Raw genomic sequence first — 22,851 nt, 5'->3', positions numbered from 1 at the left:
TACCGGGAGCGGTGGTACGGGCGGAGCGAAGTGGCGGTGCGTCAGCGGACGGCGCCCGCGGTCAGGCCGCGGACGATGAACCGCTGGCCGAACAGCACCAGCGCCAGCGTGGGCAGCAGCGACAGCACCACGCCGGCCATGATCAGGCCGGGGTCGGTCATCTCGGAGTCCCGCAGCGAGGTCAGGCCGATCTGCAGGGTCTGCATGTTGGCGGTGCGGGTGATGATCAGCGGCCAGAAGTACTGGTTCCAGGACGACAGGAAGACGTAGATGGCCAGCGCGGCCAGGGCCGGCTTGTTCAGCGGCACCAGGATCCGCCACAGGAACCGCCAGTGGCCGGCCCCGTCGATCCGGGCGGCGTCCCGCAGCTCGCCCGGGAACTGGCGGAACGACTGCCGCAGCATGAACGTCCCGAAGCCGGACGCCAGGAACGGCAGCACCAGGCCGAAGTAGGTGTTGCCCATGCCCCAGTCCGACAGCGTCAGGTAGTTGGGGATGATGATGGCTTCCCACGGCACCATCAGGGTGGCCAGGAACAGGCCGAACACGATGCTCCGGCCGCGCATCGGCAGGAACACGAAGGCGTACGCGGCGAGCACCGCGGTGAACAGCTGCGCCACCGTGATCAGGCCCGCCACCAGCATCGAGTTGCCGTACTGGCGGAACAGCGGGATGGCGTGCACGGCGCCGGAGAAGTTCTCCCCGGTGAGCGAGTGCGGCATCATCGCGGGCGGGTAGCTGGCGATCTCGTCCGGGCGCATGAAGGCGCCGGCGAAGACGTAGTAGACCGGGAAGGCGACCGTCAGCACGGCCACGGCGAGCACTGCCCAGACCCCGACCCGGCCCAACGTGTCGCGGACGCGCAGCGGCGGGCGGGCGGTGCGGGCGGGCTCGGCGACGGCGGGCGCCTTGGTGAGGGTGGTCATGCGTAGTGCACCTTCCGCTCCAGGACTCCGAACTGCACGGCAGTGCAGCACAGCACGACCACCATCAGCACCACGGCCTGCGCGCTGGCGGTGCCGAAGTCGCTGGAGCCGTAGGCGAACGCCTTCTCGTACACGGAGTAGACCAGGGTGCGGGTGGAGCCGTCCGGGCCGCCCTTGGTGAGGATGTGGATCTGGCCGAAGCTCTGCAGCGCGTTCACGGTGGAGATCACCACCAGGAAGAACAGGCTGGGGCCGAGCATCGGAATGGTGATCGAGCGGGCCAGCCGGAAGCCGGACGCGCCGTCCAGCCGGGCGGCCTCGGTGATCTCGCCCGGGATCGAGCCGATGCCGGCCGAGAGCACCAGCACGTTGTAGCCGAGGTTCATCCAGATCGTGGAGATCGCGACGGAGATCAGCGCCCACTGGGAGTCGGTCAACCAGCCCACCGGGCCCAGACCGAGGTGCGACAGCAGCCCGTTGAGCACACCGCTGGCGGGGTTGTAGAACACCGAGAAGACCACCGAGGCGCTCGCCACCGAGAACGCGAACGGCAGCGCGAAGGCGGATCGCAGCAGCCGCACGCCGCGGATCCGACCCTCCATCAGCAGGACCAGCAGCAGCGCCCCGAGCACTCCGGGGACCACCGTGAACAGCACGAACAGCGCGGTGGTGACCAGCGTGGTGCGGAAGTCCGCCGAGGAGAGCAGGTCGGTGTAGTGCTTCATGCCGACGTACTTGGAGGGCGCGCCGAACAGGTCGTTGGCGTGTGCGCTCAGGTAGAAGGTGCGCCCCAGCGGATAGACGATGAAGAGCGCGAAGACCACTACCGAGGGCAGCAGGAAGGCCCAGGCGAGCCCGTGCTCGCCGAGACGGCGCCGCGGCTCGGGTGGGCTTGATGCGGTCGGCATGGTGCGCGTCCGCCTTTCGTGACGTTGGTTCCGGCCAAACCGTGTCGTCCTCGAACGACGGGTCGGCGAGGAGAGGGTGAGCGGAGGGTTTCGCGCAGTTTACGCGTTCGCGTCACATCCGAGGGGAGAGCTGTCGCCACCCCGTCACTGTCTGTTCCGCGCCCTCGCGCAGCCGTTGTTCCGTCAGGTCTACCGGCCGGTAGGAATACTGACTTCCGATCACTGTGCGTGGCAAGGCTTCGGACGCGTCCGATTGATCTTCAGTTGTCCGGGGAGCCGGGCTTCTGCCCGGTTTCGGTCAGCGCAGCAGGCGCCGCTCCTTGGCGATCGCGACCGCGCCGGAGCGGGTGTCCGCGCCGAGCTTGGCGTAGATCCGGCCGAGGTGGGTCTTGACGGTGGCCTCGCTGATGAACAGTGCCCGGGCGATCTCCCGGTTGCCCAGGCCCTGGCCGAGCTGGTCGAGGATGTCCTGTTCACGGTCGGTGAGTTGGGGCAGGGGGGAGCGCATCCGGGCCATCACCCGGGACGCGACCGGCGGGGACAGCGCCGGCCGGCCCGCCGCGGCCGAGCGGATCGCCGCGAACAGCTCGGCCGGGCGCTCCGCCTTCAACAGATACCCCGTCGCGCCCGCGTTGATGGCCCGGGTGATGTCGGCGTCGGTGTCGAAGGTGGTCAGCACCAGAACATGGCTGTCGCCCGGGCCGGCCAGGATCCGCCGGGTGGCCTCCACCCCGTCGATGCCGCTGCCGAGTTGAAGGTCCATCAGCACCACGTCCGGCTGCAGGCGGGCGGCCAGCGTCACCGCCTCCTCGCCGGTGCTGGCCTCGCCGACCACCTCGATCGCCCCGTCGCTGGCCAGCAGCGCCAGCAGCCCGGCCCGGACCATCGCGTGGTCGTCGCAGATCAGCAGCCTGACCTTGTCGTTGTCGTTCATGGACCCTCCGTGCGGTGCGGGTGGTGCGGGCGGTGCGGTGTGCTGTCAGCGGGCCTCCGGTGGGCTCTCGAAGCGTGGGCTCTCGACGGGTGGGCTCTCGGGCGGTGAACCCTCGGGTGACGGACTCCCGGCCGGTGGGCTCTCCAGCGGGACGGCGGCCGAGACCACGGTGCCCTCGCCCGGGGCCGACTCGACGGTGAGCGTGCCGCCCAACTGCCGTAGCCGGGCCCGCATCGCGGGCAGCCCGTGGCCGCGCCCGTGGCCGCGCCCGCGGCCCTCGCCGGCCGGCCCGCCCGCGCCGCGGCCGCCGGGTGGCGGGGTGAAGCCGCGGCCGTCGTCCGCGACGTCCAGCACCGCCTGGTCGCCCAGGTAGGACAGCGTGATCGAGGCCCGGCCGGCCCGGGCGTGCTCCCGGACGTTGGCCAGCGCGCCCTGGGCGATCCGCAGCAGCGCGGACTGCGCGGCGGCCGGCATCGGCGCCGGGCTGCCGTCCAGCTGGAAGCGGACCGGCAGGCCGCTCTCCGCGGCCTCCCGCTCGGCGAGGGCGGCCAACGCGGCCTCCAGCGTGCCCTGTTCGGCGAGATCGGCCGGGGCGAGGTCGTGCACGAAACGGCGGGCCTCGGCGAGGTTCCGGGCGGTGATCGCGGCGGCCGTCCGGACATGGCCGCGGGCGGCCGCCGCATCCTGCTCCCAGGCCAACTCGGCGGCCTGCAGCAGCATTTGCTGGCTGGACAGGCCCTGGGCCAGGGTGTCGTGGATCTCGACGGACAGCCGCTCGCGCTCGGACAGCGCGCCCTGCCGGCGCTCCACGGCGGCCAGCTCCCGACGGGCCCGGATCAGGTCGATGATCAGCTTGTGCTGCCGGGCGCCCTGCCGCTGCATGTACAGGAACACCGCGGTGGCCAGCGCGGCGACCGCCGGGGGCAGCAGCACCAGCGTCGGATCGGCGCCCGGCAGCCGCAGTTGGGACACCATCACCAGCGCGGTGAGCCCCGACACCAGCGGGATCGCCGTCCGCGGCGGGAACGCCCGCAGCACCGTGTACACCAGCGGGACGGCGCACCAGGCGAAGCTGGGCGCCATCAGCACCAGCACCGCCCAACTGCCCAGCACCGCCGCCAGCCAGGCCTGCCGGCGCTCGGAGAGACCGGACAGGTGCCCGGCGGCGAGGGCGATGCTCAGCGCGATCACCCACGGTGTCAGCGGGCTGGCCAGGTGGTGCGTCAGGTAGCGCGCCAGCGAGGTGCCGAGCAGCAGTACGAAGGCCAGCCGCATGACCATCGCGAGCCAGCCCGCGTCCGGGTCGGCCGCCCGGGAGAGCGGGAGACGCATCATGGCCGACCTCCTTTCGCGCGCTGTCGGCACCGGCAGGCACACTGCCGGCACTTGGATGGTGCCCGCGGATCACGGTTCGCACATCAACCGATCGGTTGACACGGTTGTCGTCCATCATGCTCCGCCGGTCCAGCCGCTTCGCCGATCCGCGGTGGGGGTCCGGCCGCGAACCATGGAGAGCGAGGCCGGCGCACCCCAGCAGTCCGGCACCGAACCACCGATCCAGGAGCCGAAGATGAAGAAGCTGAGCACTCGTACCCGCGTTGTCACCGGTGCCGTCGCGGTGGCCGCGGTCGGCGCGAGCGTGGTCGGCGCCGTCTCCGCCAGCGCCGAGACGCCGAACGCGGCCCCCGCCACCGCCGTCTCGTCCGACGTCCAGAACAAGAACACCTTCGACACCTCGCACCTGACGGTCGAGGCCGCCACCAAGGCCGCCCAGGCCAGCCTGGACGCCGCGGCCAAGGCCGGCCAGAAGATCTCCGTCGCGGTCGTCGACCGGAACGGCAATGTGATCGTCGAGCTGCGCGGAGACGGCGCCGGCCCGCAGTCCTTCGAGTCCGCCCAGCGCAAGGCCTACACCGCGGTGTCCTGGAACGCCCCGACCTCCGAGCTGGTCAAGCGCCTGGCCCAGGCACCGAACCTGAAGGACATCCCCGGCACGCTGTTCCTCGGCGGCGGCGCCCCGGTCCAGCTGAAGGGCGCCCCGATCGCGGCCGTCGGCGTGGCCGGCGCCCCCAGCGCCGACCAGGACGAGCAGTTCGCCCAGGCGGGGGTCGCCGCGCTGAACAAGTGAGGCCCGGCGCCGCAGAGCCGGTGGCCCGCTCCCGGCGGAGCGGGCCACCGGCCCGGTCGGTGCGCTGCGCGGAGGCTCAGACCTCGCGAGGCACCTGCTCGGGTCCGCGAGGTAGCCGTTCGGGTTCGCGGTAGGCGCACAGCGCCCAGATCACAAAGACGTCCAACGCGATCAGCACCAGCGACCACAGCGGGTAGTAGGGGATGTCGAGGAAGTTGTCCAGCAGACTCAGCGCGGCGAAGAACACACCGGCGATCCGGGCCCAGAGCATGCCGGTGAGCACGCACAGGCCGGTCAGCGCGACCAGCGCGCCGATCACCACGTGGATCCAGCCCCACGAGGTGAGGCTGAAGCGGAAGACGTACTGGGGGGTGGTCACGAAGATGTCGTCCTTGGCGATCGCCATGATCCCGCGGAACACCTCCAGCAGACCGCTCACCAGCATCAGCACACCGGCGAACAGCACAGTCCCGGACACCCAGGGCTTGTTCCCGGGGGCCGGTGAAGCGGGCGGCCCTGGCGCTGCCGGGGCCGGACCGACGGACGAGCTCATGGGAGACCTCCTTGGCCGAAGTTGACCTGTGACGACCCTCGGCCCGTCCAGCCGCCGGGGCACCCCGACGACTCCGTTCGGGTGACTCCCCGCCGCCCGCACCCCCGCCCCGGCCCGCCCGCCACGGCCCCGCCGCGTACCGGATCGCCCCGGCCGCGCGCGCTGTGTTTACTGGTCACAGTGCCCGGGCGCCCGGCGAGGAGGTGCCGAAGCCATGGCCGACACCAGCTGGAACGACCTGCCGCAGCCGCTGCGCCGGGTACTGGACGGTACGCCCGCCGGCGTCGCCGTCCTCGACACCCACCTGCGCTTCCGCTACGTCAACCCGGCGCTGGCCGCGATGAACGGCATCCCCGCCGAGCGCCACCTCGGCCACACCGTCGCCGAACTGTTCCCCGGCCTCGACGCCCGCGACGACCTGCTGCGCGAGGTGCTCGCCGACGGCCGCCCCCGCGAGATCACCTCCAGCGGCCACACCCGGGCCGGCTCCCCGCAGCACCGCCGCTACTGGTACGGCGCCTACCACCGGCTGGAGACCGCCGGACAGCCCGCCGGCCTGGTCGGCATCCTGCTGGAGGTCACCGCCAGCCACCGGCAGCAGCGCGAACTCGAACAGGCCCGGGCCCGGCTCGCCCTGCTCGACACCGCCGCCACCCGGATCGGCACCACCCTCGACGTGGAGACCACCTGCGGCGAACTCGCCACCTTCCTGATCGAGCACCTCGCCGACGCCGCCACCGTCGAACTGCTCCCGCACTCCGACAGCCAGCACGCCCGCCCCCTCCCCGACGGCGGCCGCCGCCTGCTGCGCACCGCGATCACCGCCAGGCCCGACCTGCTGGAGCGGATCCGGGTGCTCGGCGAACGCGGCGAGTACGTCGACTACGGGCCCGACTCCGCCGTGCCGCGCTGTCTGGCCGAGGGCCGCCCGGTGATCGAGAACCAACTGACCGAGGCCGACGCGCGCCGCACGGCCCCCAACCCGGACCGGATCGCCGACTTCGGCGTGCTCGGCGTCCACGCCGCGATGGTGGTGCCGCTCACCGCCCGCGGCCACCGGATCGGCACCGCCACCCTGCTGCGCACCGGCCCCTCCCCGGGCTTCGGCGAGGACGACGCCGTCGCCGCCCAGGACCTCGCCGTGCGCGCCGCCATCAACCTCGACAACGCCCGCCGCTACAGCCGCGAACACGCCGTCGCCGTCGACCTGCAGCGCGCCATGCTCGCCGAACCCGGCACCCCGCACCCCGACATCACCGTCGCCTTCCGCTACCGCCCGGCCGGCACCAGCGCCCTGATCGGCGGCGACTGGTACGAGACGGTGGCGCTGCCCGACGGCCGCACCGTGCTGGCCATCGGCGACGTGATGGGCCACGGCATCGAGGCCGCCGCCGACATGAGCCACTACCAGGCGATGCTCCGCGCGATGGCCCTGCTGGAGCCGAGCGCAGACCGGCTGCTGACCCGGATGGACGGCCTGGCCGGCGAGGTGCACGACTACCGCCCGTCCACCTGCCTGGCGGTGTACGCCGAACCCGCCCGCGGCCGCTACTGCTTCGCCAGCGCCGGCCACCTGCCGCCCGCCGTGGTCCGGCCCAACGGCGAGGTGGCGCTGCTGCCGGTGGCGCCCGGCCCGCCGCTCGCCACCGGCCACAACGGCTACGTCCCGAGCTACGCGGTGGTCCCGCCCGACCACGTCCTGCTGCTGTTCACCGACGGCCTGGTGGAGCGCCGCGGCGAGGACATCGACCGCTCGCTGGAGCGGCTCACCGCCCGGCGGCTGCCCGCCGGGGCCGGTCCGGAACGGCTGCTGGACGCGGTGCTGGCCGGCGCCCCCGACCCCGCCGAGGACGACATCGCGCTGCTCGCCGCCGCCCCCGCCCGGCCGCGCCCCGGGCAGGCGGGCAGCGGGGAGGTGCTGACGGCGCTGACCGGCGGGCGGTGGCAGCCGCTGCGCCGGTGACGGGCCGTCACGAGGTGAGCGAGCGGAGCGCGAGTGCGCGCAGGTCGGCCAGCCGGTTCCGGTCGAAGCCGTGGTAGACGGCGTTGGTGCAGAGCACCACGTAGCGGCCGGTGTGCGGGGCGAGGAACAGGCTGGTGCCGGTGAAACCGTGGTGGTAGGCCACCGACTCGTCGGCGGTGACCAGCCAGGCGAGGCCGCGGTGCAGGCCGGGTTCGACGGCGGCGCAGGGGCGGCGGCTCTCGGTGAACCAGTCGGCCAGCGGGCTCGCCCCGGCCAGCAGGTGCTCGGCGTAGGCGGCGAGGTCGGCGGCGGTGGAGAACACCCCCGCGTGGCCGGCCACCCCGCCGAGCAGCGCGGCGCTCGGGTCGTGCGGCGCGCCCCAGGTGCGGGGTGCGTCGCGCAGGCGCTGTTCGGTCGGGGCGAGCTGCGGGTCGCGCGGCAGCGGTCCGTAGACGGTGGCGGTCAGGCCGAGGTCGCGCCAGAGTTCGTCGGCGAGCAGGTGCAGGGGGTTGCCCAGCAGGGCGGGCAGCAGCAGGCCGAGCAGGATGAAGCCGCGGTCGATGTAGCGGTACCGGCTGCCGGGCGGGCTGACCAGCGGCTCGGCGCACAGGTGCTCGATCAGCGGTCGGCCGGTGTGTTCGTAGCCGGCCAGGCCGGTCCACGGGAGCAGGCCGGAGGTGTGGCAGAGCAGCTGCCGGACGGTCAAGTTGCCGCCGGGGGAGGGAAGTTCGGCCAGGTGTTCGCGCAGCGGGGCGTCCAGGTCGAGCCGGCCGGCGCGGACGGCGGCGCCGACCAGTGGCCAGGTGGCGAGCACCTTGGTGAGCGAGGCGAGGTCGTAGCGGGTGCCCGGGCCGGGCCGGGCGTCGCCGCACTCGGGGGCGACCAGGCCGTGCCCGACGGTGACCCGGCCGGCGCCCACCTCCCCGACGGTCAGCACCCCGCCGGGGAACAGCCCGGCGTCCACGGACCCGGCGAGGCCGGCGCCGAGGACGGCGGCGGTGTCGGCGCTCCACGTGGAGTTCTGCATGGCATCCCTCTCGCCCGGACAGGCCCTGGTCCGCATTCTCGCCCGCGCCGGACGGCGAAGACCAGGGGCCGTCAGGTGGGCTGCGGGGCCAGGGCGTCGAGGGCGGCCAGTGCGCGGTCGGCGTCGTCGGCGGGGACGAACAGGTGGTCGTGGTGGAAGCCGGCCACCACGTTGCAGCTGATGCCGTGCTCGGCGAGCGCGGCGGAGACCGCGGCGGTGAGGCCGACGGCGTCCAGCGCGGAGTGCACCCGCAGGGTGATCCAGGCGGCGGTGAACGCGTGCGGCAGGCCGAGCGAGTCGGCCTCCTCCTCGAGGACGACGAAGGTCACGCCCTCGGGTTCGGCCACCGTGACGACCGGTCGCAGCCCGGCGGGAACCCGGCCGGGCAGTGTGCAGTACACGTAGCGGCCGGGGTTGAGGACGGGGCTCAAGCCGGAGAGCAGCTGTCGAAGATCGCGTTCGCCTGACATGGCCGTCACCGTAGTGGCTGCGGGCGGCGGGGCGGGAGCGCTGCGGGGCGTGTCGGTGTCACTCGTAGACGCGGGCCGCGTCGAGCTGCCAGGCGACCGACGTCCAGGTCACCGGTTCGATCGGCGGGGCGTCGGAGAATCTCGGTGGCAGGCCGAGGGAGGAGTCGAGCCAGGACTCCCAGGACGTCAAGAACCCGGCCAGCGAGCCGCTCGCCCAGCCACCGCCGTCGCCGGCCCACAGACCGCGGGCCACCCGGTCCGCCGTCCAGGCGCGGTCCCGCGCGTAGTCGGCGGCCAGCGCGCGCAGCAGGATCCGCAGTTCGCCGGAGGTGGCCACGTCCAGCTCCTCGCCCAGCGGGGCGGGTTCGGCGGGCCCGGCCGGTGGTGCGGCGAGGGCACCGAGCAGTTGGTCGGCCAGGCCGGACCAGCCCGGGTCCGGGGCCCGCTCGGGGAGGGCGGCGGCCCAGCGGAGCAGGACGTCGTCCACGTCCGGGCCCTGGCCCGCGAAGTGCGCGGACAGGTGCCGCAGCAGGGCGAGGAAGTCCTCGGCGGTCTCGACCGGGTCCGTCGTCGTGTTCGTCACGGCGCGAGGTTAGAGCCGGGCAGGCGCTCGGTTCGACCGGTTATTTCGGCTGTCCTCTGCCACTCAACCTTGACCGTTTGCCACTGAAGTCTGACCGCCCCAACCCGGGATCGTTCAGATCATTCGGGCGGGCCCGCGGCGCGCAGTGACGGCATCACCGGGCGACTTGGGAAGATCCTCGATCATCAGCGGGCCCGGATAGAACACGCCGCTACGCGGGCCGAACATGTGATCTTGAAGGGTCGAGAGGGCCGCACGGCGCGCGACCGCGAGGGTCAGGTCAAGTTGGCGGCCCGCTCGCTGAGGTCTTCAGCGCCGTGTACGCCGCGGATGCGGCGGAGCCGCGCCTGCATGTCGTCAACGGCGTCGGAGACCTTGATGGACCTCACCCCGTTCGCGCAGTCGAGGAAGTCGCCCCACGTGGAGATGGCGGCTTCGTAGTTCTCCTGCCGGAACTGGACGGTGCCGAGGTCGGCCAGAACGATGGCACGACTTCGTTGGCGGTCGAGTCCGTGGATATCGAGCGAGTGGTGAAGGTGGTCCTGTGCTGCGTCGTAGTCCCCGAGGCGCGCGAGGATCATGCCGGAGTGGTGGGCCCACCGGCCAATGCTGAAGTGCGAGGCCCACGAGTCGCCTGCCTCGGTGGATGCTCGCTCGATGTGGGCCTGTGAGGCGCTGAGCATCTGCGTGGCGGTCTTGCGGTCGTCGTCCTGGGCCGCGGCGTCGGCGAGGGTCGTCTCGTAGTAGGCGAGTGCCTTGGGGTCGTCCAAGCGTTTGGCCTGGTCGACGCACTCCTCGGCGATCTGGACGGCGGCGGCCCGGTAGCCGAGGTCGATCGCCTGGACGGCGAGTCCTCGCAACGCGGTCGCGGAGAGCTCGGCGTCGCCGGCTTCGGCAGCAAGCCGGAAGGCGTGGGCGTAGTAGCGCTGCGCGAAGCCGTGGTCTCCTTCGTCCTGGGCCATCCAGCCGATCAGGTGGACCAGTTGGGACGTGGCGCCGTACAGGTCGCGCCCGACTTCTTCGGTCCAGGAGCCGCTGAGCCACTTCGAGACGGAGGTGGTCAGGTAGTGGACGGCGGTGGAGCGCGCGTGGCCGCCGCCGATCTCCGCTGCCGCGTCACCCAGTGACTTGATCATGGTCCGGACCGCCGCGACCTCGCCGCGGCCGACCTTCACCGCGGATTCGCTCTGCGCGCGTGTCCTGCGGGTGATGCCGTCGAGGTCCGGCAGCCCGAGGGCGGCGAGGGCGTATCCGCCCGATGCGGTCATGAACGTACGGCGGTCCATGTCGTCGCTCCTCCCCAGCTCGATCACTGAGGCCACGGTATCGCCGGGCCGTACTGGGCTTGCATCTTCACTCGATCTTCCCTGCGGGGCTTCGAGTTGAAGCCCAAGCACCTTGACAAGGTAGGGAAGCCAGTAGTCGGGAGTCCGATCGTCTCCCTTCTCCCAGCGCCACACTGCGTGCCGGCCGGGCCCGTCACCGCCGCGACCCTCGGCGGCTCCGAGTTCGCGTGCTAAGCGCGCCTTGGACCAGCCGCGTTTCTCTCGGGCCTTGGTGATCAGCTCTGCGATGGGCCGTCCCCCCGACATCGCACCACTCCCTGGACTACAACCTGGCCTACATCTGGCACACGCCTGGCAACTCCCGTACGTACCGCACAGGCTAGTTGACTGTGAGTCACGCCACAGGGGCGGGTGGGCTCAATGAGTCGAGTCCTTCCCAGTTCGATCCGTGGCAAGCCAACTTCGTACATGGGGAGCGTGAGTTGCATGCCTGTGCCAGTTCGTACACCTATCGACAGCGGCCTCACCGCTTGCGGGCGGCACCGTGGACGGCATCGAGACCCTGCGGGGACGGCGCTCGCCGGCTTATGGGTACTTGGCAACGCGGCCGTGATCAACCTCCTGGGCGTCTCCGTGCACAACCAGCTCGACCACCGCGCGGGCCCTCACGGCATGGCGCCGGCATCCTCCCGGGATGTCGAACCGTACAGCTGAGGAACCGGTGCTCCGAGCGGCTCCGACGCGGTCCTTCTGTCTGCTCATCACTTCAATTCGCCACCGGCTCATGCTGGTTGAACCCGTTGAACGGATTGAACAGGACCACGGAATCGAGGCCATACCGCCGGCATGCGGCCGGAGGTTCACTGTGTTGGCCGCCAAGACGCCCGGAGCGATCCGAGGAGTTCCTCTGCCCGCCACGGCCCGAAAGGGGTGTCCACATGATCGAGCAGCCGCCACCCGTACAACCCCTGGGCGCCACCTGGGCGCGTTGGAGCGTGGACGTCCAGCAGGAGGACGGCGTCACACGACTTCGCGGCTACGTCCGGCGCAAGCTCACCGAATGGGAGTATCCCGAGGACGCAGAACAGGCGTTCGTCGTCTGCCTCCTGGTGACGGAGCTGGTGGGCAACGCCCTCCGCCACTGCAAGCCGATACTCGACATGGTCGACCTCCTCCTCTGGTCCAGCGGCGGAACCGTGACCGTGATCGTCTCCGACGCGAGCCCCGTAGGGCCGACGCTGACAGAGGCTGGCGACACCGACGAATCCGGGCGCGGCCTTGCTCTGACCGTTGCATCGTCCACCGCATGCGGCTGGTGCCGGAGCCGATCCGGCAAGAGCATCTGGGCAACGGTCGGACCTGAGCCGCTCACCGAGGCCGAACACCGGCTCGGCGAGCTCGCGGCGGCCAGAGCGTCCTGAATGGCGACTTCACCACTCGTGACCAGGTCATAAGCCCTTTCTGGCAAGGCACATGAGGGCCAATCAGATCTCGCATACTAGGCGCTTCCCCCTATGCAAGGAGTCCCATGAGTACACAGCCCACGACCAGCGAGGCCGAGGAGCTGCGCGAGCAGGTGATCGCCACGCTGAGGGAATCGGGCGACCTCACGTCGGCCGCCGTGGAGCAGGCCATGCGCAGGGTCCAGCGACACGAGTTCACCCCGGGCGCGTCGCTGAAGGAGGCATACAGCGCCTTCGACGCCGTGGTCACGAAGGTCACCGAGAGCGGCTCGGCCACCAGCTCGGTGTCCGCGCCGCAGATCCAGGCCTTCATGCTGGAACAGGCCGGCATCGCCCCCGGCATGCGAGTGCTGGAGATCGGCTCCGGCGGCTACAACGCCGCGCTTATCGCCGAGCTGGTCGGCGAGGACGGTCACGTCGTGACCATGGACATCGACGCCGATGTCACCGACCGGGCCGAGCGGCTCCTCAAGCAGCAGGGCTACGGCCGAGTCAGCGTGGTGACGGGCGACGCCGCGGCGGCCGTGCCGGGCGGCGGCCTGTTCGACGTGATCCTCGTGACCGCCGGCGCGTGGGACGTGGCACCGGCCTGGCTCGACCAGCTTGCCCAGGCCGGGAAGCTCGTGCTGCCCCTGCGCGTCAGGGGACTGACCCGCTCGATCGCGTTCACCCGAAGCGGCGACCACCTGGTGAGCGAGTCGGTGCGCGTGTGCGGCTTTGTGCCGATGCAGGGAGCCGACGCGCACCACACCCAGGTTCTCCTGGTGACCGGGACCGAAGAGATCGCCCTCAAGTTCGACGACGAGATCATGGGCGACCCCAGCCACCTGGACAACGCCGTCAAGACCGCCAGGACCGAGACGTGGACCGGCGTGACACTGGGCGCGCAGGAGCCCTTCGACTCCTTGCAGATGTGGCTGGCCACCCAGCTCGACGGCTTCTGCACGATGACCATCCGCGAAGACCTGGACACCGGGATCGTGGCCCCCGCGAACAAGTGGTTCTCCATGGCGCACGTCGACGGGAACTCCTTCGGCTACGTCACCTGGAAGCGGCTCGACGCCGAAGGGGTCGGCAAGGGGATCGAGTTCGGCGTCCACGCCCTCGGGCCGCAGGCCGCCGACCTGGCCGAGAAGATCGCCGACCTCATCCGGGACTGGGACCGCGACCGCCGACACGGCGCCGGCCCGACCTTCCGGGTCTTCCCGGCGGACACCCCTGACGACGAGCTGACCGGCCAGCGCGTCGTGAACAAGCGAAACAGCCGGATCACGATCTCCTGGCCTGCCGCGTAAGGCAGCAGGCCAGGCGTTCTGCACCACCCAACCATCATGTGAGGAGAGTGATCGCCATGTCGGTCATGCTGGCTGAGCGTCCGGTCGCCGAGAGCGACCCGTTCGACCTGGACATCCGGGTCGTGGTCGCCGCGCACCCGAGCGGGAAGCTGATGTGCGCCACCAACGACGGCTGCGGCAGCACCTGCTCGACGGGGGCCAGCGCCTGCGCGTCGGGTGTCGCGGACCCGTCCTGACCCGCTGACGGGGGTGGGCCGCAGGAGCATCCCTCGGCCCACCCCCGTTCCGTTACCGGCTCACAGAACGGTGCAGTCAGGAGGGGAACCGTTGAGCGAGACACCACCGGTCTACCGCTGGAGCGGCGCGGCGATGCTGCGCGCCAGCACCTACCAACCACGTACCGGCCCTCCTCGTCGGCATCGGCTCCGCGACGCAGTGGTGGTTCCAGCGGTTCAAGGACACCGCCCGGCCCGACGCCGACCAGTTCCTCGACCTGTTCTGGCGCGTTCCGCCCGCTCAGCACGGCGACGTGCTGAGCGAGATCGGCACATGGGCCGCAGGCCTGCGCACTGAGCGGCTCGTCGCTCAACTTCACGTGTCCGGCTACCAGCCACAACCCGGCCGGTACGGCCACGGCCAGGCCTTGGACGCCGCACACGCGGTCTTCGCCGCCGACAGCGCGGCTGCCGTCACCCAGATCCGTGCCGCACTGGCAGCCGAGGTCCCCATGCAGGCGCTGGCCGCTGCCAGCATGGTCGACATCGCGGCATCCCTCGCAGCTCATCCCGCCCAGGGCCTGGGATGGCTGTGCACGGTGCTGCCGCGCCGTACCGGCCCGACCGATGCTGAGCTCCGCAGGACCACCGAGAAGTTCACAAGCCCCGGCGCTCCCGCGCCGGCACTGCTGGACCTGCCGGGCGGTGACCTGATCACCATGGCGTGGCAGCAACGAGCGACCGCCCTTGCCGCCTACCGGGACCATCTCGGCCAGCAGGATCGAGACCCCTCCACCGTGCTGCGGTCCCTGCTCCACGGCCATCACCTTCGGGCCGTCGCCGCGGACCCGGTCCGGGAAGAGGCGACCGACCGCCTCGCGAGATCCTGCGCGCTGTCTCTCACCTCCCGGAGGCCCCGGTGACCGTCACTGCGGGTGTAGATCCGCCGTGGGCCGATCAGAGCCTCGACAACGGGGCCGCCGGAATCGCACTGCTGCACACCGAGCGCGCCCGCACCGGTGAGAGCAACTGGAGCCAAGCGCACACCTGGATCAGCCGCGCCATCGCCTACGACGTGAACGCGAGCGACAGCGCAGGCCTGTTCCTCGGTGCACCCGCCATCGCCTTCGTCCTGCACGCCGCCGCCGAGCCGCCCGAGCGCTACCAGAGCGCCCGCGCCGAGCTGGACCGGCACGTACGCGCAATCGCCCACCGGCGCGCCGACGCCGGCCTGGCTCGCATCAGCGCAGGCCGGCCCACCAGATTCCACGAATACGACCTGCTGTACGGCCTCACCGGGATCGGTGCGCTCCTGCTCAGGACCCAGCCGGGCAGCGCCGCCCTCGAACACGTCCTGACCTATGTCGTCGAACTGACTCACCCGATCCAGCGGCACCAGGAGCGGCTGCCCGGCTGGTGGGCCGGGCACGGCTTCCACTGGCACGACGGTGCCCACCACGGTCCCGAACACCTCAACTTCGGAGTGGCACACGGTATCGCCGGACCGCTGCTGCTCCTCGCCCAAGCCGCCCGTCGTGGAATCACCGTCCCCGGCCACCTCGAAGCCATCCTGACCATCATCACGTGGCTGGATCGATGGAAGCAGACCGGTCCAGCCGGAGCATGGTGGCCGGAGACGGTCGACCTTTCGGAGATCTCCGCAGGCCGTCCCCGGCAGAAGCAGCCAGGCAGACCGAGTTGGTGCTACGGGACACCGGGCATCGCCCGAGCAGGCCAACTGGCCTCCATCGCACTCAACGACACCGGTCGCCAACACGGCTACGAACAGGCCATCGATGACTGCCTCACCGACACAGAACAGCTCCGGCGGATCACCGACTCGGGCCTGTGCCATGGCTGGGCCGGACTCCATCAGACCGTCTGGCATGCCGCACGGGACTCTGCCGCCCACGACCTTGCCCAGCACCTGGCCGCCATCGGTGAGCACCTGCGCCAGACCCCGGCCACCGGGGAGGGCTTCCTGAACGGCACCGCCGGGACGGAGCTCGCCCTCGCCGCCCACACGACGAACCAGCCTCCCGCATCCGGATGGGACACATGCCTGCTCATCAACTGACCCCACGCGACCCGGTCCAGGTCGAATCCGCCGTCCTGCGCGTCCTTGCCGACACCCAGATCGAAGACGCGGCGAACAGCGCCTGCCTCGACCCCACGGAGCTTGCGACCGCCGTCGACCTGTACCGGCAAGCCGGCCGCGACGCGCTCCACCAGCAGACGGACCGTACCTGCTGGCAGGCCTACATCGAGTTCGCCGACTGGACAGCCGCCGAATCCGTCATCGCCCGTCACCTCGCACCCACACTCCGAAGCACCGAGCCGCACGGCGTGACCTGGTGGTTCATTCGGAAGTACCCCTGCTGGCGCCTGCGTCTGCACCACGACCCCAGCCGGGGCAACCCTGGCGCTGAGATCGCGGACCTCCTGGACGAGCTCACCGCCAGCGGCAAGGTCAAGCGATGGTGGCGCGGCCTCTACGAACCCGAAACGGCAGCCTTCGGCGGCGTCCAGGCGATGAACACCGCGCATACGCTGTTTTACGCCGACAGCGGCTTCATCCTCCAGAACCCCATCGGCCGGCATCAAGAACTGGGCCGCCGTGAACTGTCCATGCTGCTCTGCACCAGCATGTTCCACGCGGCCGGCCTGGAGTGGTACGAGATGGGCGACGTCTGGCAGAAGGTCGCCCGGGAACGCCCGATCCCGAGCAATCTGCCGGACCACCGCCTCGAACAGATCGCTGACCAGATCCGTCCGCTCCTCCTCGCCGACACCGCACCAGAAGGCCCGCTGTTCCACAACAACGGCCCCGCCGCCTACGCCGCTGCGTGGGCTGACGCATTCCGAGCGGCAGGAACCGCACTCGGAACCGGGTCACGGGCGGGAGAGCTGGAACGCGGCCTGCGCCAGGTACTGGCATACCACGTGATCTTCCACTGGAACCGGCTCGGTCTGTCCGCCGACTTCCAGGCCGCGCTTTCCCACGCCGCCGCACGCGCCGTGCTAGCCGAGACGACGGAGAGCACCACGGCGACCGCTCTCCACCGCTGACCCGGCAGCCCTACACAGACCGGAGCTGATGGGCACAGCAACTCGCCTGCTGTGTCTGCGGATTCACCACATCGGGTACGCATGTGCGATACCCGGTGAGGCGTCGGCGGACCCGGCGTAGCGTCCTGCTCTCCGATCAACGGCGGCACAAGCTCCCAGCCGCTCTCCCGTCGTCTCGCAGCACCCTCGCCGGAAGGAGATGTTCTTGTCGCAGGAGATGACCGACGACGATGAAATCGGCCTGATCGAGGAGGGAGACGAGTACTCGCAGCGCCTGGCTTCCATGACGTTCCGGCAGATGACGACGAGACTGCCGCTCCTCACGGCACGCTCCGTCGCGTTGGCGTGGCGGGTCGACAGGCCGGCAGTCATCGGCCTGCTCCTCTGTCAGGCGGTGTCCGGGATCGCGGAGGCAACGGGCCTCCTCGCGATGGCTGGCACGATCGGCGCTCTGTTCTCCTCCGGCCGGATCGTCGAGCACTTGTTGGCCGCGTGGGTGTCGGTCCTGATCCTGGTGTCCGCAGCCGGCCTGCACGCGATTCTGGGCATCGTTACGAACTGGCTGTCGTCCAGGCTCATCCCGGCGGTCCAGCAGGAAGCCGAGATCCTGTTCCTGGAGGCGACGCTGAACGTCGAGCTGTCCGCCTACGACAGCCCCGGCTTCCGCGACCGCAAGGACGCCGCCGAACGGGGCGCCGAGTGGGCCGGAGATCTCTTCTCCACCGGGCAGAACCTCATCGCCGCGGCGGCCTCCATGGTGGCCGGAGCAGTCGTCCTGGCGGCCTTCCACCCGCTTCTGCTGCCACTTCTGGTCATCGCCGGCATCCCGCAGGGCTGGGCGCAGATCCACGCCGCCAGGGCGGCCCGCATGGCGTTCACCAGCACCATGAGCCTCAGTCGAATGCGATACATGCTGCGCTGGCACCTCTCCGCCCGGGAGACCGCCGATCAGATCCGCACCGGGACGATGACGCCGTTCCTGATGCGCCGGTACCGGCAGGTCGCGGCGGGCCTCTACGAGTCGCAGCGCCGTTCGTCCGCCCTCGGGGCCCGAGCCTCCCTGATCGGCGCGGCCTTCGGCGGCGTCGCCTCCGGAGCAGTCTGGGCTGTTCTGATCTGGCTGCTGTCCACCGGCCGGCTTTCCGCGGCGTCCGGCGGGGCAGCGGCGTTCGCGCTCCGGTCCGTCGCCTCGGGGACGCGAGGCATCGCGAACGCCGGAGCCCGCATGTTCCGCGACGGACTGTACTTCCAGGACTGGTCGGACTTTCTCACGGAGGCCGGCGGCTACCGGATCAACCGCGGTCAGACCGCTGTGGACCGCGTCCACGAGGTCCAGGTCGAGTGCTTGAGCTACCGGTACGACGGAGCCGAACGTGACGCCCTCACGGACGTCAGCCTCAACGTTCAACGAGGCGAGGTGATCGCCCTGGTCGGCGAGAACGGCTCCGGGAAGACCACGCTCTCGAAGCTCCTCGCCGGGCTCTACCTCCCCACCGGCGGTGCCGTGAGATGGGACGGCGTGGACACCCGCGACATGGACCCGCACGCGGCGTGGAAGCACACCGCGGTCGTCCCGCAGGACTTCGCCCGCTGGCCGTTCACCGCCCGCCAGAACATCACCCAAGGCCAGCCGCTCCCGGGCGGCGACAAGGTCATCCGGCAGGCCTGCGAGATCTCCGGCGCGGGCGACGTCATCGACGACCTGGGCAGCGGCCTCGACACCCTCCTCACGCGCGACTGGGCCGGCGGTGAGGCACTCTCCGGCGGCCAGTGGCAGCGCATCGCCCTCGCCCGCGCCTTCTACCGCCCGGCCCCCCTGCTGATCCTGGACGAGCCCACCTCGGCCCTGGACCCTCGCGCCGAGCACCGCATCTTCGCGAACCTCCGTGAACTCGCCCAGGACCGCGCCGTGGTCCTGGTGACGCACCGGCTGGCGAATGTGTCCATCGCCGACCGGATCGTGGTCCTCGAACACGGCCAGATCATCCAGCAAGGCACCTTCGACGAACTCGTCAACCAACCCGGTCGCCTACGCGAGCTCTGGGACTTGCAGAACGACCGAGCGACCGTCCCGCCGCAGCGAGACAACCAGCACACCGAAAGGACGATGCCGTGAGCGGACCGCTTGCCCATCCGATTCCCACCGTCCGCCGGGCAACTCCCGCTGACGCCAGCGAGATTGCCAGACTCCGATCCGAGCTGATCCTCTCCGCTCCCATGGACGCCGAGTGGCTGGCGATCTGCACCGAGCAGTTGGCGGAGCGACTGGCGGACGAGAACGACGCAGTCGCCTACGTCGTCGATACTCCCGACGGGGGCCTGGCCTCGTGCGCGCTCGCGCTCATCCACCGCGTCCTGCCGGCCGCCAAGTACCCGAAGGGACTCGCAGCCCGCATCCACGCCGTTGCCACAGCCCCGGACTACCGGCGCCGAGGGTACGCGACAGCAGTGGTCAAGACAGTCGTCGAGCACCTCGCCGCACACGGCTGCACCCTGTTCGAGCTGTACGCGAGCGACGGCTCCGCGCCGCTCTACCGTGCCGTCGGCTTCGAGAGCGACCCAGCCGCCATGAGGATGACTCGCTTTTCTACCGGGTCGACTGTGTCGCCCTGATCGCCGGTCGCGCCGCCACCACTACCGATGCCATCTGAACGTGGTGTTCCGGCGTCTGTCGAACCCGCAGTCCTTGACCGTGCGAGTGTGACGACCGGTGACCCGGATGAAGTCGGCTGTGGTCCTCTCCCTCGTGCGAGGTGAGCGCGACGGTGCCAAGTCCGTTGCCTGACGCGGCCGGTCCATACCTCATGCGAGGTCTGCCCAACGGCGGCATCTCTCCGTGCGTTGGCGCGCCGGGCGGTTGCGGACACCTGACCAAGGCGTCATGTCCCCTGATCGTACTGACCCAGTTCGCGGAGGTGCGGGGAAGGCGCGACTGAACGATCTGCCGTCGTTCGACATTTCGGCGGCCGGGTATCGGAAGGGGTTGTCGAACGACAGTTACCGATATATCGTCGAGTTATCGAGATGCTTCACCGATGGAGCGTCCGACAACCATGGGGAGTGGATCATGCGTTACGACAAGCGTTACGGCGCGGAGAGTCGGCGTCGCTGGGCCGAAGGGGCGCGGCGGGCCGGGGAGGGCGAGGAGTTCGAGGTGCGGGCCGCGTTCGGGCCGTTCGGGGCGCCGGGGCGGCCGATGCCGCCGTTCGGTCCGGGGTTCGGGCCGCGCGGGCGCGGCTTCGGCGGCCACGGGACGCGCGGGCACGGCGGCCGGCGCGGCGGGCGGGCCCGGCGGGGCGATGTGCGGGCCTCGCTGCTCGCGCTGCTGCGGGAGCGGCCGATGCACGGCTACGAGATGATCACCGAGATCGGCGAGCGCACCGGCGGAGTCTGGCGGCCCAGCCCGGGTTCGGTGTACCCGACGCTCCAGTTGCTGGAGGAGGAGGGGCTGATCAAGGCCAACGAGGAGTCCGGCAAGAAGCTGTTCGAACTGACCGAGCAGGGCCGGGCCGAGGCCGAGCAGGGCCCCGAGTCCCCGTGGGACGAGGCCGGCCGGCAGGGCGACTGGGAGGCCGTGCAGGAGGTCGGCGCCGCGCTCGCGGCGGTGGACCACGCGGTGCGCCAGGTCATGATGACCGGCACCGAGGAGCAGCGCGCCAAGGGCCTGGCCGTGCTGGCCGAGACGAAGAAGAAGCTGTACCTGATCCTGGCCGAAGAGGCCTGAGAGCGGGCGGCGGGCGTCAGCCGCTGGCGGCCTCGTCGTACTCGTAGCGCCAGCGGAACCGGCCCTTGGCGTTGTACTCCTTGGCACGCCGGTAGACCAGCGTGACCGCCGGGGTGTCCCCGTGCGCGGGGACGGGCACCCGGTAGACCTTCGGGACGGACTGCAGCGGGCTCAGCAGGATCGGCAGCACCCTGCCGTCCAGCGGGCCGCCGAGGAATGCGGTGTCGGCGCTTCTCACCGCTCCAGGGTAGGGCGACGGGCGGGATGTCCGGTGCGGGCGGGTGTGTCCGCCGCGGCGGCGGAAGGTGTGACGGGGACGGCACCGCCAACGGTCATTCGGAGGGCTCCGGGACCCTTATCCTGCTACGTACGCCCCCGGGGGTTGCCCCGGGTCCGCGGGCCCGTACGGGCCGGGTGGGGCGCGCCGAGGTGCGCCCGCCCGCCGAGCGAGACTCTCGTACTCCGTACCCGCCCCCGGAACGTCGGCCGGCCGGAGAACCCGGCCCCGGTCGACGACAGACGCCCCCGCGCGTGGTGCACCGATGAGGGAAGCAGCGAGCGGCTCCGTGTGTTGGCGTCGTTTGTTGCGTAGGTGGCCGTGCCGTACCAGGCACGGCAGCTCAGCGGGTGCGGAAGGGGCCAGATGGAAGCCAGCAGCAGGTGGACGTCCTGGTGGCGGCGGGACCGGAAGGACGACCCGGGCGCCGGAGAGGACGCGGCTGCGAAGCTGGATCTGCTGCTGGGGGCGGTCCGGTCGGGGTTCCCGGTGGCGCCGGCGGCGCACCCGGAGGGGTACCGGTGTTCGTGCGACCGGGTCGGCTGTCCGGCCCCGGCCCAGCATCCGGTCTCCTTCGCCTGGCAGTCCCAGGCCACCACCGACGCCGAGCAGTTGGCGCACTGGCTGACCCGCGACCCGGAGGCGAACTTCGTCACCGCGACGGGCCGCGCGCACGACGTGCTGGACGTGCCGGCCGAGGCCGGGGTGCTGGCGCTGCGGCGGCTGGACGCGCTCGGCGTGGGCGGCCCGGTGGCGGCGGTCGGCAACGACCGGTACCTGTTCTTCACCGCGACCCGCGGCACCCCGCAGGACGAGGACGAGTGGTGGCCCAGCGCGCTGGACTCCACCCCCGAGACGGTCTCCGAGCACCCCGGGCTGCGCTGGCACTGCCGCGGCTCGTACACCCTGGTCCCGCCGGCCGCGCTGACCGACGGCTCCCGGGTGCGCTGGCTGCGCGGCCCCGACCAGCAACTGCCGGACCCGCTGCGGGTGCTGGACGTGCTGACCGACGCGTGCACCGAGGTCGGCGCCGTCGCCGAGGAGCAGTGGCTGATCGGCTGAGCCGAAGCAGGCCCAGGAGCAGGAGCAGGAGCAGGAACGACGGAGCGGCCCGTTCCCCCGGGTGGGGTGGCGGGCCGCTCCGTCGTACCGGGAAGGTCAGGGCAGGGTGAGGATCTCCGCGCCGTCGGCGGTGACCACCAGGGTGTGCTCGAACTGGGCGGTGCGCTTGCGGTCCTTGGTGACGACCGTCCAGCCGTCCGGCCAGATGTCGTAGTCGTAGCTGCCCAGGGTGAGCATCGGCTCGATGGTGAAGGTCATGCCCGGCTTGATCACCTGGGTGGCCCGCTCGCTGTCGTAGTGCGGGATGATCAGGCCGGAGTGGAACGAGGTGTTGATGCCGTGGCCGGTGAAGTCGCGGACCACGCCGTAGCCGAAGCGCTTGGCGTAGGACTCGATGACCCGCCCGATCACGTTGATCTGCCGGCCCGGCTTGACCGCCTTGATCGCCCGGTCGAGGGATTCCCGGGTGCGCTCCACCAGCAGCCGGGACTCCTCGTCCACGTTGCCGCACAGGTAGGTGGCGTTCAGGTCGCCGTGCACCCCGTGGATGTACGCGGTGGCGTCGATGTTGACGATGTCGCCGTCCTGCAGCACGGTCGAGTCCGGGATGCCGTGGCAGATCACCTCGTTGATCGAGGTGCAGACCGACTTCGGGAAGCCCCGGTAGCCGAGGTCGGACGGGTACGCGCCGTGGTCGCACATGTACTCGTGCGCGACGGCGTCGAGCGCGTCGGTGGTGACACCGGGGGCGATCAGCTTCGCGGCCTCCGCCATCGCCTGCGCCGCGATCCGGCCGGCGATCCGCATCTTCTCGACGGTCTCCGCGGTCTGCACCTCGGGGCCGGTGTACGGGGTCGGCGCGGGCTTGCCGACGTACTCCGGGCGCGCGATGTGCGCGGGGACCTTGCGGGTGGGGGACTGCGTGCCGGGTACCAGAGCCATGACCGCGAGTGTATCGGCCGTCATCC

23 protein-coding genes are annotated in these 22,851 nt (G+C 71.1%); 12 read left to right on the top strand and 11 right to left on the bottom strand.

The features are described from left to right. Positions 1-41 precede the first annotated feature (41 nt). From ACIHEI_RS10000 to ACIHEI_RS09985, 4 genes are all read right to left on the bottom strand, one after another. On the bottom strand, positions 42-926 hold the full coding sequence (locus ACIHEI_RS10000) for a carbohydrate ABC transporter permease (RefSeq protein WP_396606277.1): 885 nt from the start codon (positions 924-926) through the stop codon (positions 42-44). After that, positions 923-1,834, bottom strand: coding sequence for a carbohydrate ABC transporter permease (locus tag ACIHEI_RS09995; protein WP_387861324.1), 912 nt, complete (start codon positions 1,832-1,834; stop codon positions 923-925). The genes ACIHEI_RS10000 and ACIHEI_RS09995 overlap by 4 nt, the downstream gene beginning before the upstream one ends. A 298-nt stretch (positions 1,835-2,132) precedes the next feature. Further along, positions 2,133-2,768, bottom strand: coding sequence for a response regulator (locus tag ACIHEI_RS09990; RefSeq protein WP_387643387.1), 636 nt, complete (start codon positions 2,766-2,768; stop codon positions 2,133-2,135). 45 nt (positions 2,769-2,813) lie between these two features. Then, positions 2,814-4,103 (bottom strand): sensor histidine kinase, encoded by a 1,290-nt coding sequence (locus tag ACIHEI_RS09985; RefSeq protein ID WP_396606276.1) that lies wholly within the window; start codon positions 4,101-4,103, stop codon positions 2,814-2,816. Positions 4,104-4,338: 235 nt separating this feature from the next. Here ACIHEI_RS09985 and ACIHEI_RS09980 point away from each other — a divergent pair, with 235 nt between their 5' ends. After that, positions 4,339-4,896: a heme-binding protein gene (locus ACIHEI_RS09980; RefSeq protein WP_387643391.1), complete on the top strand. Its 558-nt coding sequence runs from the start codon at positions 4,339-4,341 to the stop codon at positions 4,894-4,896. A gap of 76 nt (positions 4,897-4,972) precedes the next feature. Here the strand turns inward: ACIHEI_RS09980 and ACIHEI_RS09975 are convergent, their stop codons facing one another. After that, positions 4,973-5,374 carry a hypothetical protein gene (locus ACIHEI_RS09975; RefSeq protein ID WP_392947730.1) on the bottom strand — a complete coding sequence of 134 codons (402 nt, stop codon included), beginning with the start codon at positions 5,372-5,374 and terminating at the stop codon, positions 4,973-4,975. A gap of 289 nt (positions 5,375-5,663) precedes the next feature. On the opposite strand from ACIHEI_RS09975, the gene ACIHEI_RS09970 reads away from it, so the two are divergent. Beyond that, the gene (locus tag ACIHEI_RS09970) at positions 5,664-7,412 is read left to right on the top strand and encodes a SpoIIE family protein phosphatase (RefSeq protein WP_396606275.1); all 1,749 of its coding nucleotides are present in this window, start codon (positions 5,664-5,666) and stop codon (positions 7,410-7,412) included. 7 nt (positions 7,413-7,419) lie between these two features. On the opposite strand, the gene ACIHEI_RS09965 is transcribed toward ACIHEI_RS09970, so the two are convergent. From ACIHEI_RS09965 to ACIHEI_RS09950, 4 genes are all read right to left on the bottom strand, one after another. Continuing rightward, entirely contained in the window at positions 7,420-8,439 is a 1,020-nt protein-coding gene (locus tag ACIHEI_RS09965; protein ID WP_396606274.1) for a serine hydrolase domain-containing protein, read from the bottom strand. Between the two features lie 71 nt (positions 8,440-8,510). After that, entirely contained in the window at positions 8,511-8,909 is a 399-nt protein-coding gene (locus ACIHEI_RS09960) for an ACT domain-containing protein (RefSeq protein ID WP_387643399.1), read from the bottom strand. Positions 8,910-8,967: 58 nt separating this feature from the next. After that, positions 8,968-9,492: a hypothetical protein gene (locus tag ACIHEI_RS09955; RefSeq protein WP_396606273.1), complete on the bottom strand. Its 525-nt coding sequence runs from the start codon at positions 9,490-9,492 to the stop codon at positions 8,968-8,970. A gap of 275 nt (positions 9,493-9,767) precedes the next feature. Beyond that, a complete protein-coding gene (locus ACIHEI_RS09950) occupies positions 9,768-10,778 on the bottom strand; it encodes a tetratricopeptide repeat protein (protein ID WP_396606272.1) in 1,011 nt (336 codons plus the stop codon). A 938-nt stretch (positions 10,779-11,716) separates the two neighbouring features. On the opposite strand from ACIHEI_RS09950, the gene ACIHEI_RS09945 reads away from it, so the two are divergent. The 9 genes from ACIHEI_RS09945 to ACIHEI_RS09905 all read left to right on the top strand — a co-directional run bounded on the left by ACIHEI_RS09945 (position 11,717) and on the right by ACIHEI_RS09905 (position 20,544). Further along, a complete protein-coding gene (locus ACIHEI_RS09945; RefSeq protein WP_396606271.1) occupies positions 11,717-12,199 on the top strand; it encodes an ATP-binding protein in 483 nt (160 codons plus the stop codon). Between the two features lie 107 nt (positions 12,200-12,306). Beyond that, positions 12,307-13,536: a methyltransferase, FxLD system gene (fxlM, locus tag ACIHEI_RS09940; protein ID WP_396606270.1), complete on the top strand. Its 1,230-nt coding sequence runs from the start codon at positions 12,307-12,309 to the stop codon at positions 13,534-13,536. Between the two features lie 56 nt (positions 13,537-13,592). Next, positions 13,593-13,772 (top strand): FxLD family lanthipeptide, encoded by a 180-nt coding sequence (gene fxlA, locus ACIHEI_RS09935; RefSeq protein WP_387861302.1) that lies wholly within the window; start codon positions 13,593-13,595, stop codon positions 13,770-13,772. Positions 13,773-13,954: 182 nt separating this feature from the next. Continuing rightward, positions 13,955-14,674, top strand: a complete 720-nt coding sequence (locus ACIHEI_RS09930) for a thiopeptide-type bacteriocin biosynthesis protein (RefSeq protein ID WP_396606427.1) — start codon at positions 13,955-13,957, stop codon at positions 14,672-14,674. Beyond that, the gene (locus tag ACIHEI_RS09925) at positions 14,671-15,828 is read left to right on the top strand and encodes a lanthionine synthetase C family protein (protein WP_396606269.1); all 1,158 of its coding nucleotides are present in this window, start codon (positions 14,671-14,673) and stop codon (positions 15,826-15,828) included. The genes ACIHEI_RS09930 and ACIHEI_RS09925 overlap by 4 nt, the downstream gene beginning before the upstream one ends. Continuing rightward, complete coding sequence (locus tag ACIHEI_RS09920; protein ID WP_396606268.1) at positions 15,810-16,820, top strand: thiopeptide-type bacteriocin biosynthesis protein; 1,011 nt, start codon at positions 15,810-15,812, stop codon at positions 16,818-16,820. Before ACIHEI_RS09925 ends, ACIHEI_RS09920 begins: the two co-directional genes overlap by 19 nt. A 199-nt stretch (positions 16,821-17,019) precedes the next feature. Then, positions 17,020-18,936: an ABC transporter ATP-binding protein gene (locus ACIHEI_RS09915; protein ID WP_396606267.1), complete on the top strand. Its 1,917-nt coding sequence runs from the start codon at positions 17,020-17,022 to the stop codon at positions 18,934-18,936. After that, entirely contained in the window at positions 18,933-19,433 is a 501-nt protein-coding gene (locus ACIHEI_RS09910; protein ID WP_396606266.1) for a GNAT family N-acetyltransferase, read from the top strand. The genes ACIHEI_RS09915 and ACIHEI_RS09910 overlap by 4 nt, the downstream gene beginning before the upstream one ends. Positions 19,434-19,887: 454 nt before the next feature. Next, positions 19,888-20,544 carry a PadR family transcriptional regulator gene (locus ACIHEI_RS09905; protein ID WP_396606265.1) on the top strand — a complete coding sequence of 219 codons (657 nt, stop codon included), beginning with the start codon at positions 19,888-19,890 and terminating at the stop codon, positions 20,542-20,544. 16 nt (positions 20,545-20,560) lie between these two features. Here ACIHEI_RS09905 and ACIHEI_RS09900 read toward each other — a convergent pair whose 3' ends face one another. After that, the gene (locus ACIHEI_RS09900; protein WP_380481373.1) at positions 20,561-20,782 is read right to left on the bottom strand and encodes a hypothetical protein; all 222 of its coding nucleotides are present in this window, start codon (positions 20,780-20,782) and stop codon (positions 20,561-20,563) included. 405 nt (positions 20,783-21,187) lie between these two features. On the opposite strand from ACIHEI_RS09900, the gene ACIHEI_RS09895 reads away from it, so the two are divergent. Further along, positions 21,188-21,883: a bifunctional DNA primase/polymerase gene (locus ACIHEI_RS09895; RefSeq protein ID WP_392947746.1), complete on the top strand. Its 696-nt coding sequence runs from the start codon at positions 21,188-21,190 to the stop codon at positions 21,881-21,883. Between the two features lie 96 nt (positions 21,884-21,979). On the opposite strand, the gene map is transcribed toward ACIHEI_RS09895, so the two are convergent. Next, positions 21,980-22,825, bottom strand: a complete 846-nt coding sequence (gene map, locus ACIHEI_RS09890; protein ID WP_396606264.1) for a type I methionyl aminopeptidase — start codon at positions 22,823-22,825, stop codon at positions 21,980-21,982. Between the last annotated feature and the right edge of the window lie 26 nt (positions 22,826-22,851).

This window comes from Kitasatospora sp. NPDC051984 (genome assembly GCF_044593455.1).
In the GTDB taxonomy this organism is placed as follows: domain Bacteria; phylum Actinomycetota; class Actinomycetes; order Streptomycetales; family Streptomycetaceae; genus Kitasatospora.
This window is presented reverse-complemented; position numbering and strand designations above follow the sequence as displayed.

What these genes read in the sequence shown, in the direction of transcription:
- ACIHEI_RS09915 (WP_396606267.1), top strand. Translation starts at nt 17,020, where the DNA reads ATGTTCTTGTCGCAGGAGATGACCGACGACGATGAAATCGGCCTGATC.
- ACIHEI_RS09905 (WP_396606265.1), top strand. Translation starts at nt 19,888, where the DNA reads ATGCGTTACGACAAGCGTTACGGCGCGGAGAGTCGGCGTCGCTGGGCC.
- ACIHEI_RS09980 (WP_387643391.1), top strand. Translation starts at nt 4,339, where the DNA reads ATGAAGAAGCTGAGCACTCGTACCCGCGTTGTCACCGGTGCCGTCGCG.
- ACIHEI_RS10000 (WP_396606277.1), bottom strand. Translation starts at nt 926, where the DNA reads ATGACCACCCTCACCAAGGCGCCCGCCGTCGCCGAGCCCGCCCGCACC.
- ACIHEI_RS09995 (WP_387861324.1), bottom strand. Translation starts at nt 1,834, where the DNA reads ATGCCGACCGCATCAAGCCCACCCGAGCCGCGGCGCCGTCTCGGCGAG.
- ACIHEI_RS09985 (WP_396606276.1), bottom strand. Translation starts at nt 4,103, where the DNA reads ATGATGCGTCTCCCGCTCTCCCGGGCGGCCGACCCGGACGCGGGCTGG.
- map (WP_396606264.1), bottom strand. Translation starts at nt 22,825, where the DNA reads ATGGCTCTGGTACCCGGCACGCAGTCCCCCACCCGCAAGGTCCCCGCG.
- fxlM (WP_396606270.1), top strand. Translation starts at nt 12,307, where the DNA reads ATGAGTACACAGCCCACGACCAGCGAGGCCGAGGAGCTGCGCGAGCAG.
- ACIHEI_RS09950 (WP_396606272.1), bottom strand. Translation starts at nt 10,778, where the DNA reads ATGGACCGCCGTACGTTCATGACCGCATCGGGCGGATACGCCCTCGCC.
- ACIHEI_RS09960 (WP_387643399.1), bottom strand. Translation starts at nt 8,909, where the DNA reads ATGTCAGGCGAACGCGATCTTCGACAGCTGCTCTCCGGCTTGAGCCCC.
- ACIHEI_RS09965 (WP_396606274.1), bottom strand. Translation starts at nt 8,439, where the DNA reads ATGCAGAACTCCACGTGGAGCGCCGACACCGCCGCCGTCCTCGGCGCC.
- ACIHEI_RS09970 (WP_396606275.1), top strand. Translation starts at nt 5,664, where the DNA reads ATGGCCGACACCAGCTGGAACGACCTGCCGCAGCCGCTGCGCCGGGTA.
- ACIHEI_RS09990 (WP_387643387.1), bottom strand. Translation starts at nt 2,768, where the DNA reads ATGAACGACAACGACAAGGTCAGGCTGCTGATCTGCGACGACCACGCG.
- ACIHEI_RS09945 (WP_396606271.1), top strand. Translation starts at nt 11,717, where the DNA reads ATGATCGAGCAGCCGCCACCCGTACAACCCCTGGGCGCCACCTGGGCG.
- ACIHEI_RS09895 (WP_392947746.1), top strand. Translation starts at nt 21,188, where the DNA reads ATGGAAGCCAGCAGCAGGTGGACGTCCTGGTGGCGGCGGGACCGGAAG.
- ACIHEI_RS09920 (WP_396606268.1), top strand. Translation starts at nt 15,810, where the DNA reads ATGCCTGCTCATCAACTGACCCCACGCGACCCGGTCCAGGTCGAATCC.
- fxlA (WP_387861302.1), top strand. Translation starts at nt 13,593, where the DNA reads ATGTCGGTCATGCTGGCTGAGCGTCCGGTCGCCGAGAGCGACCCGTTC.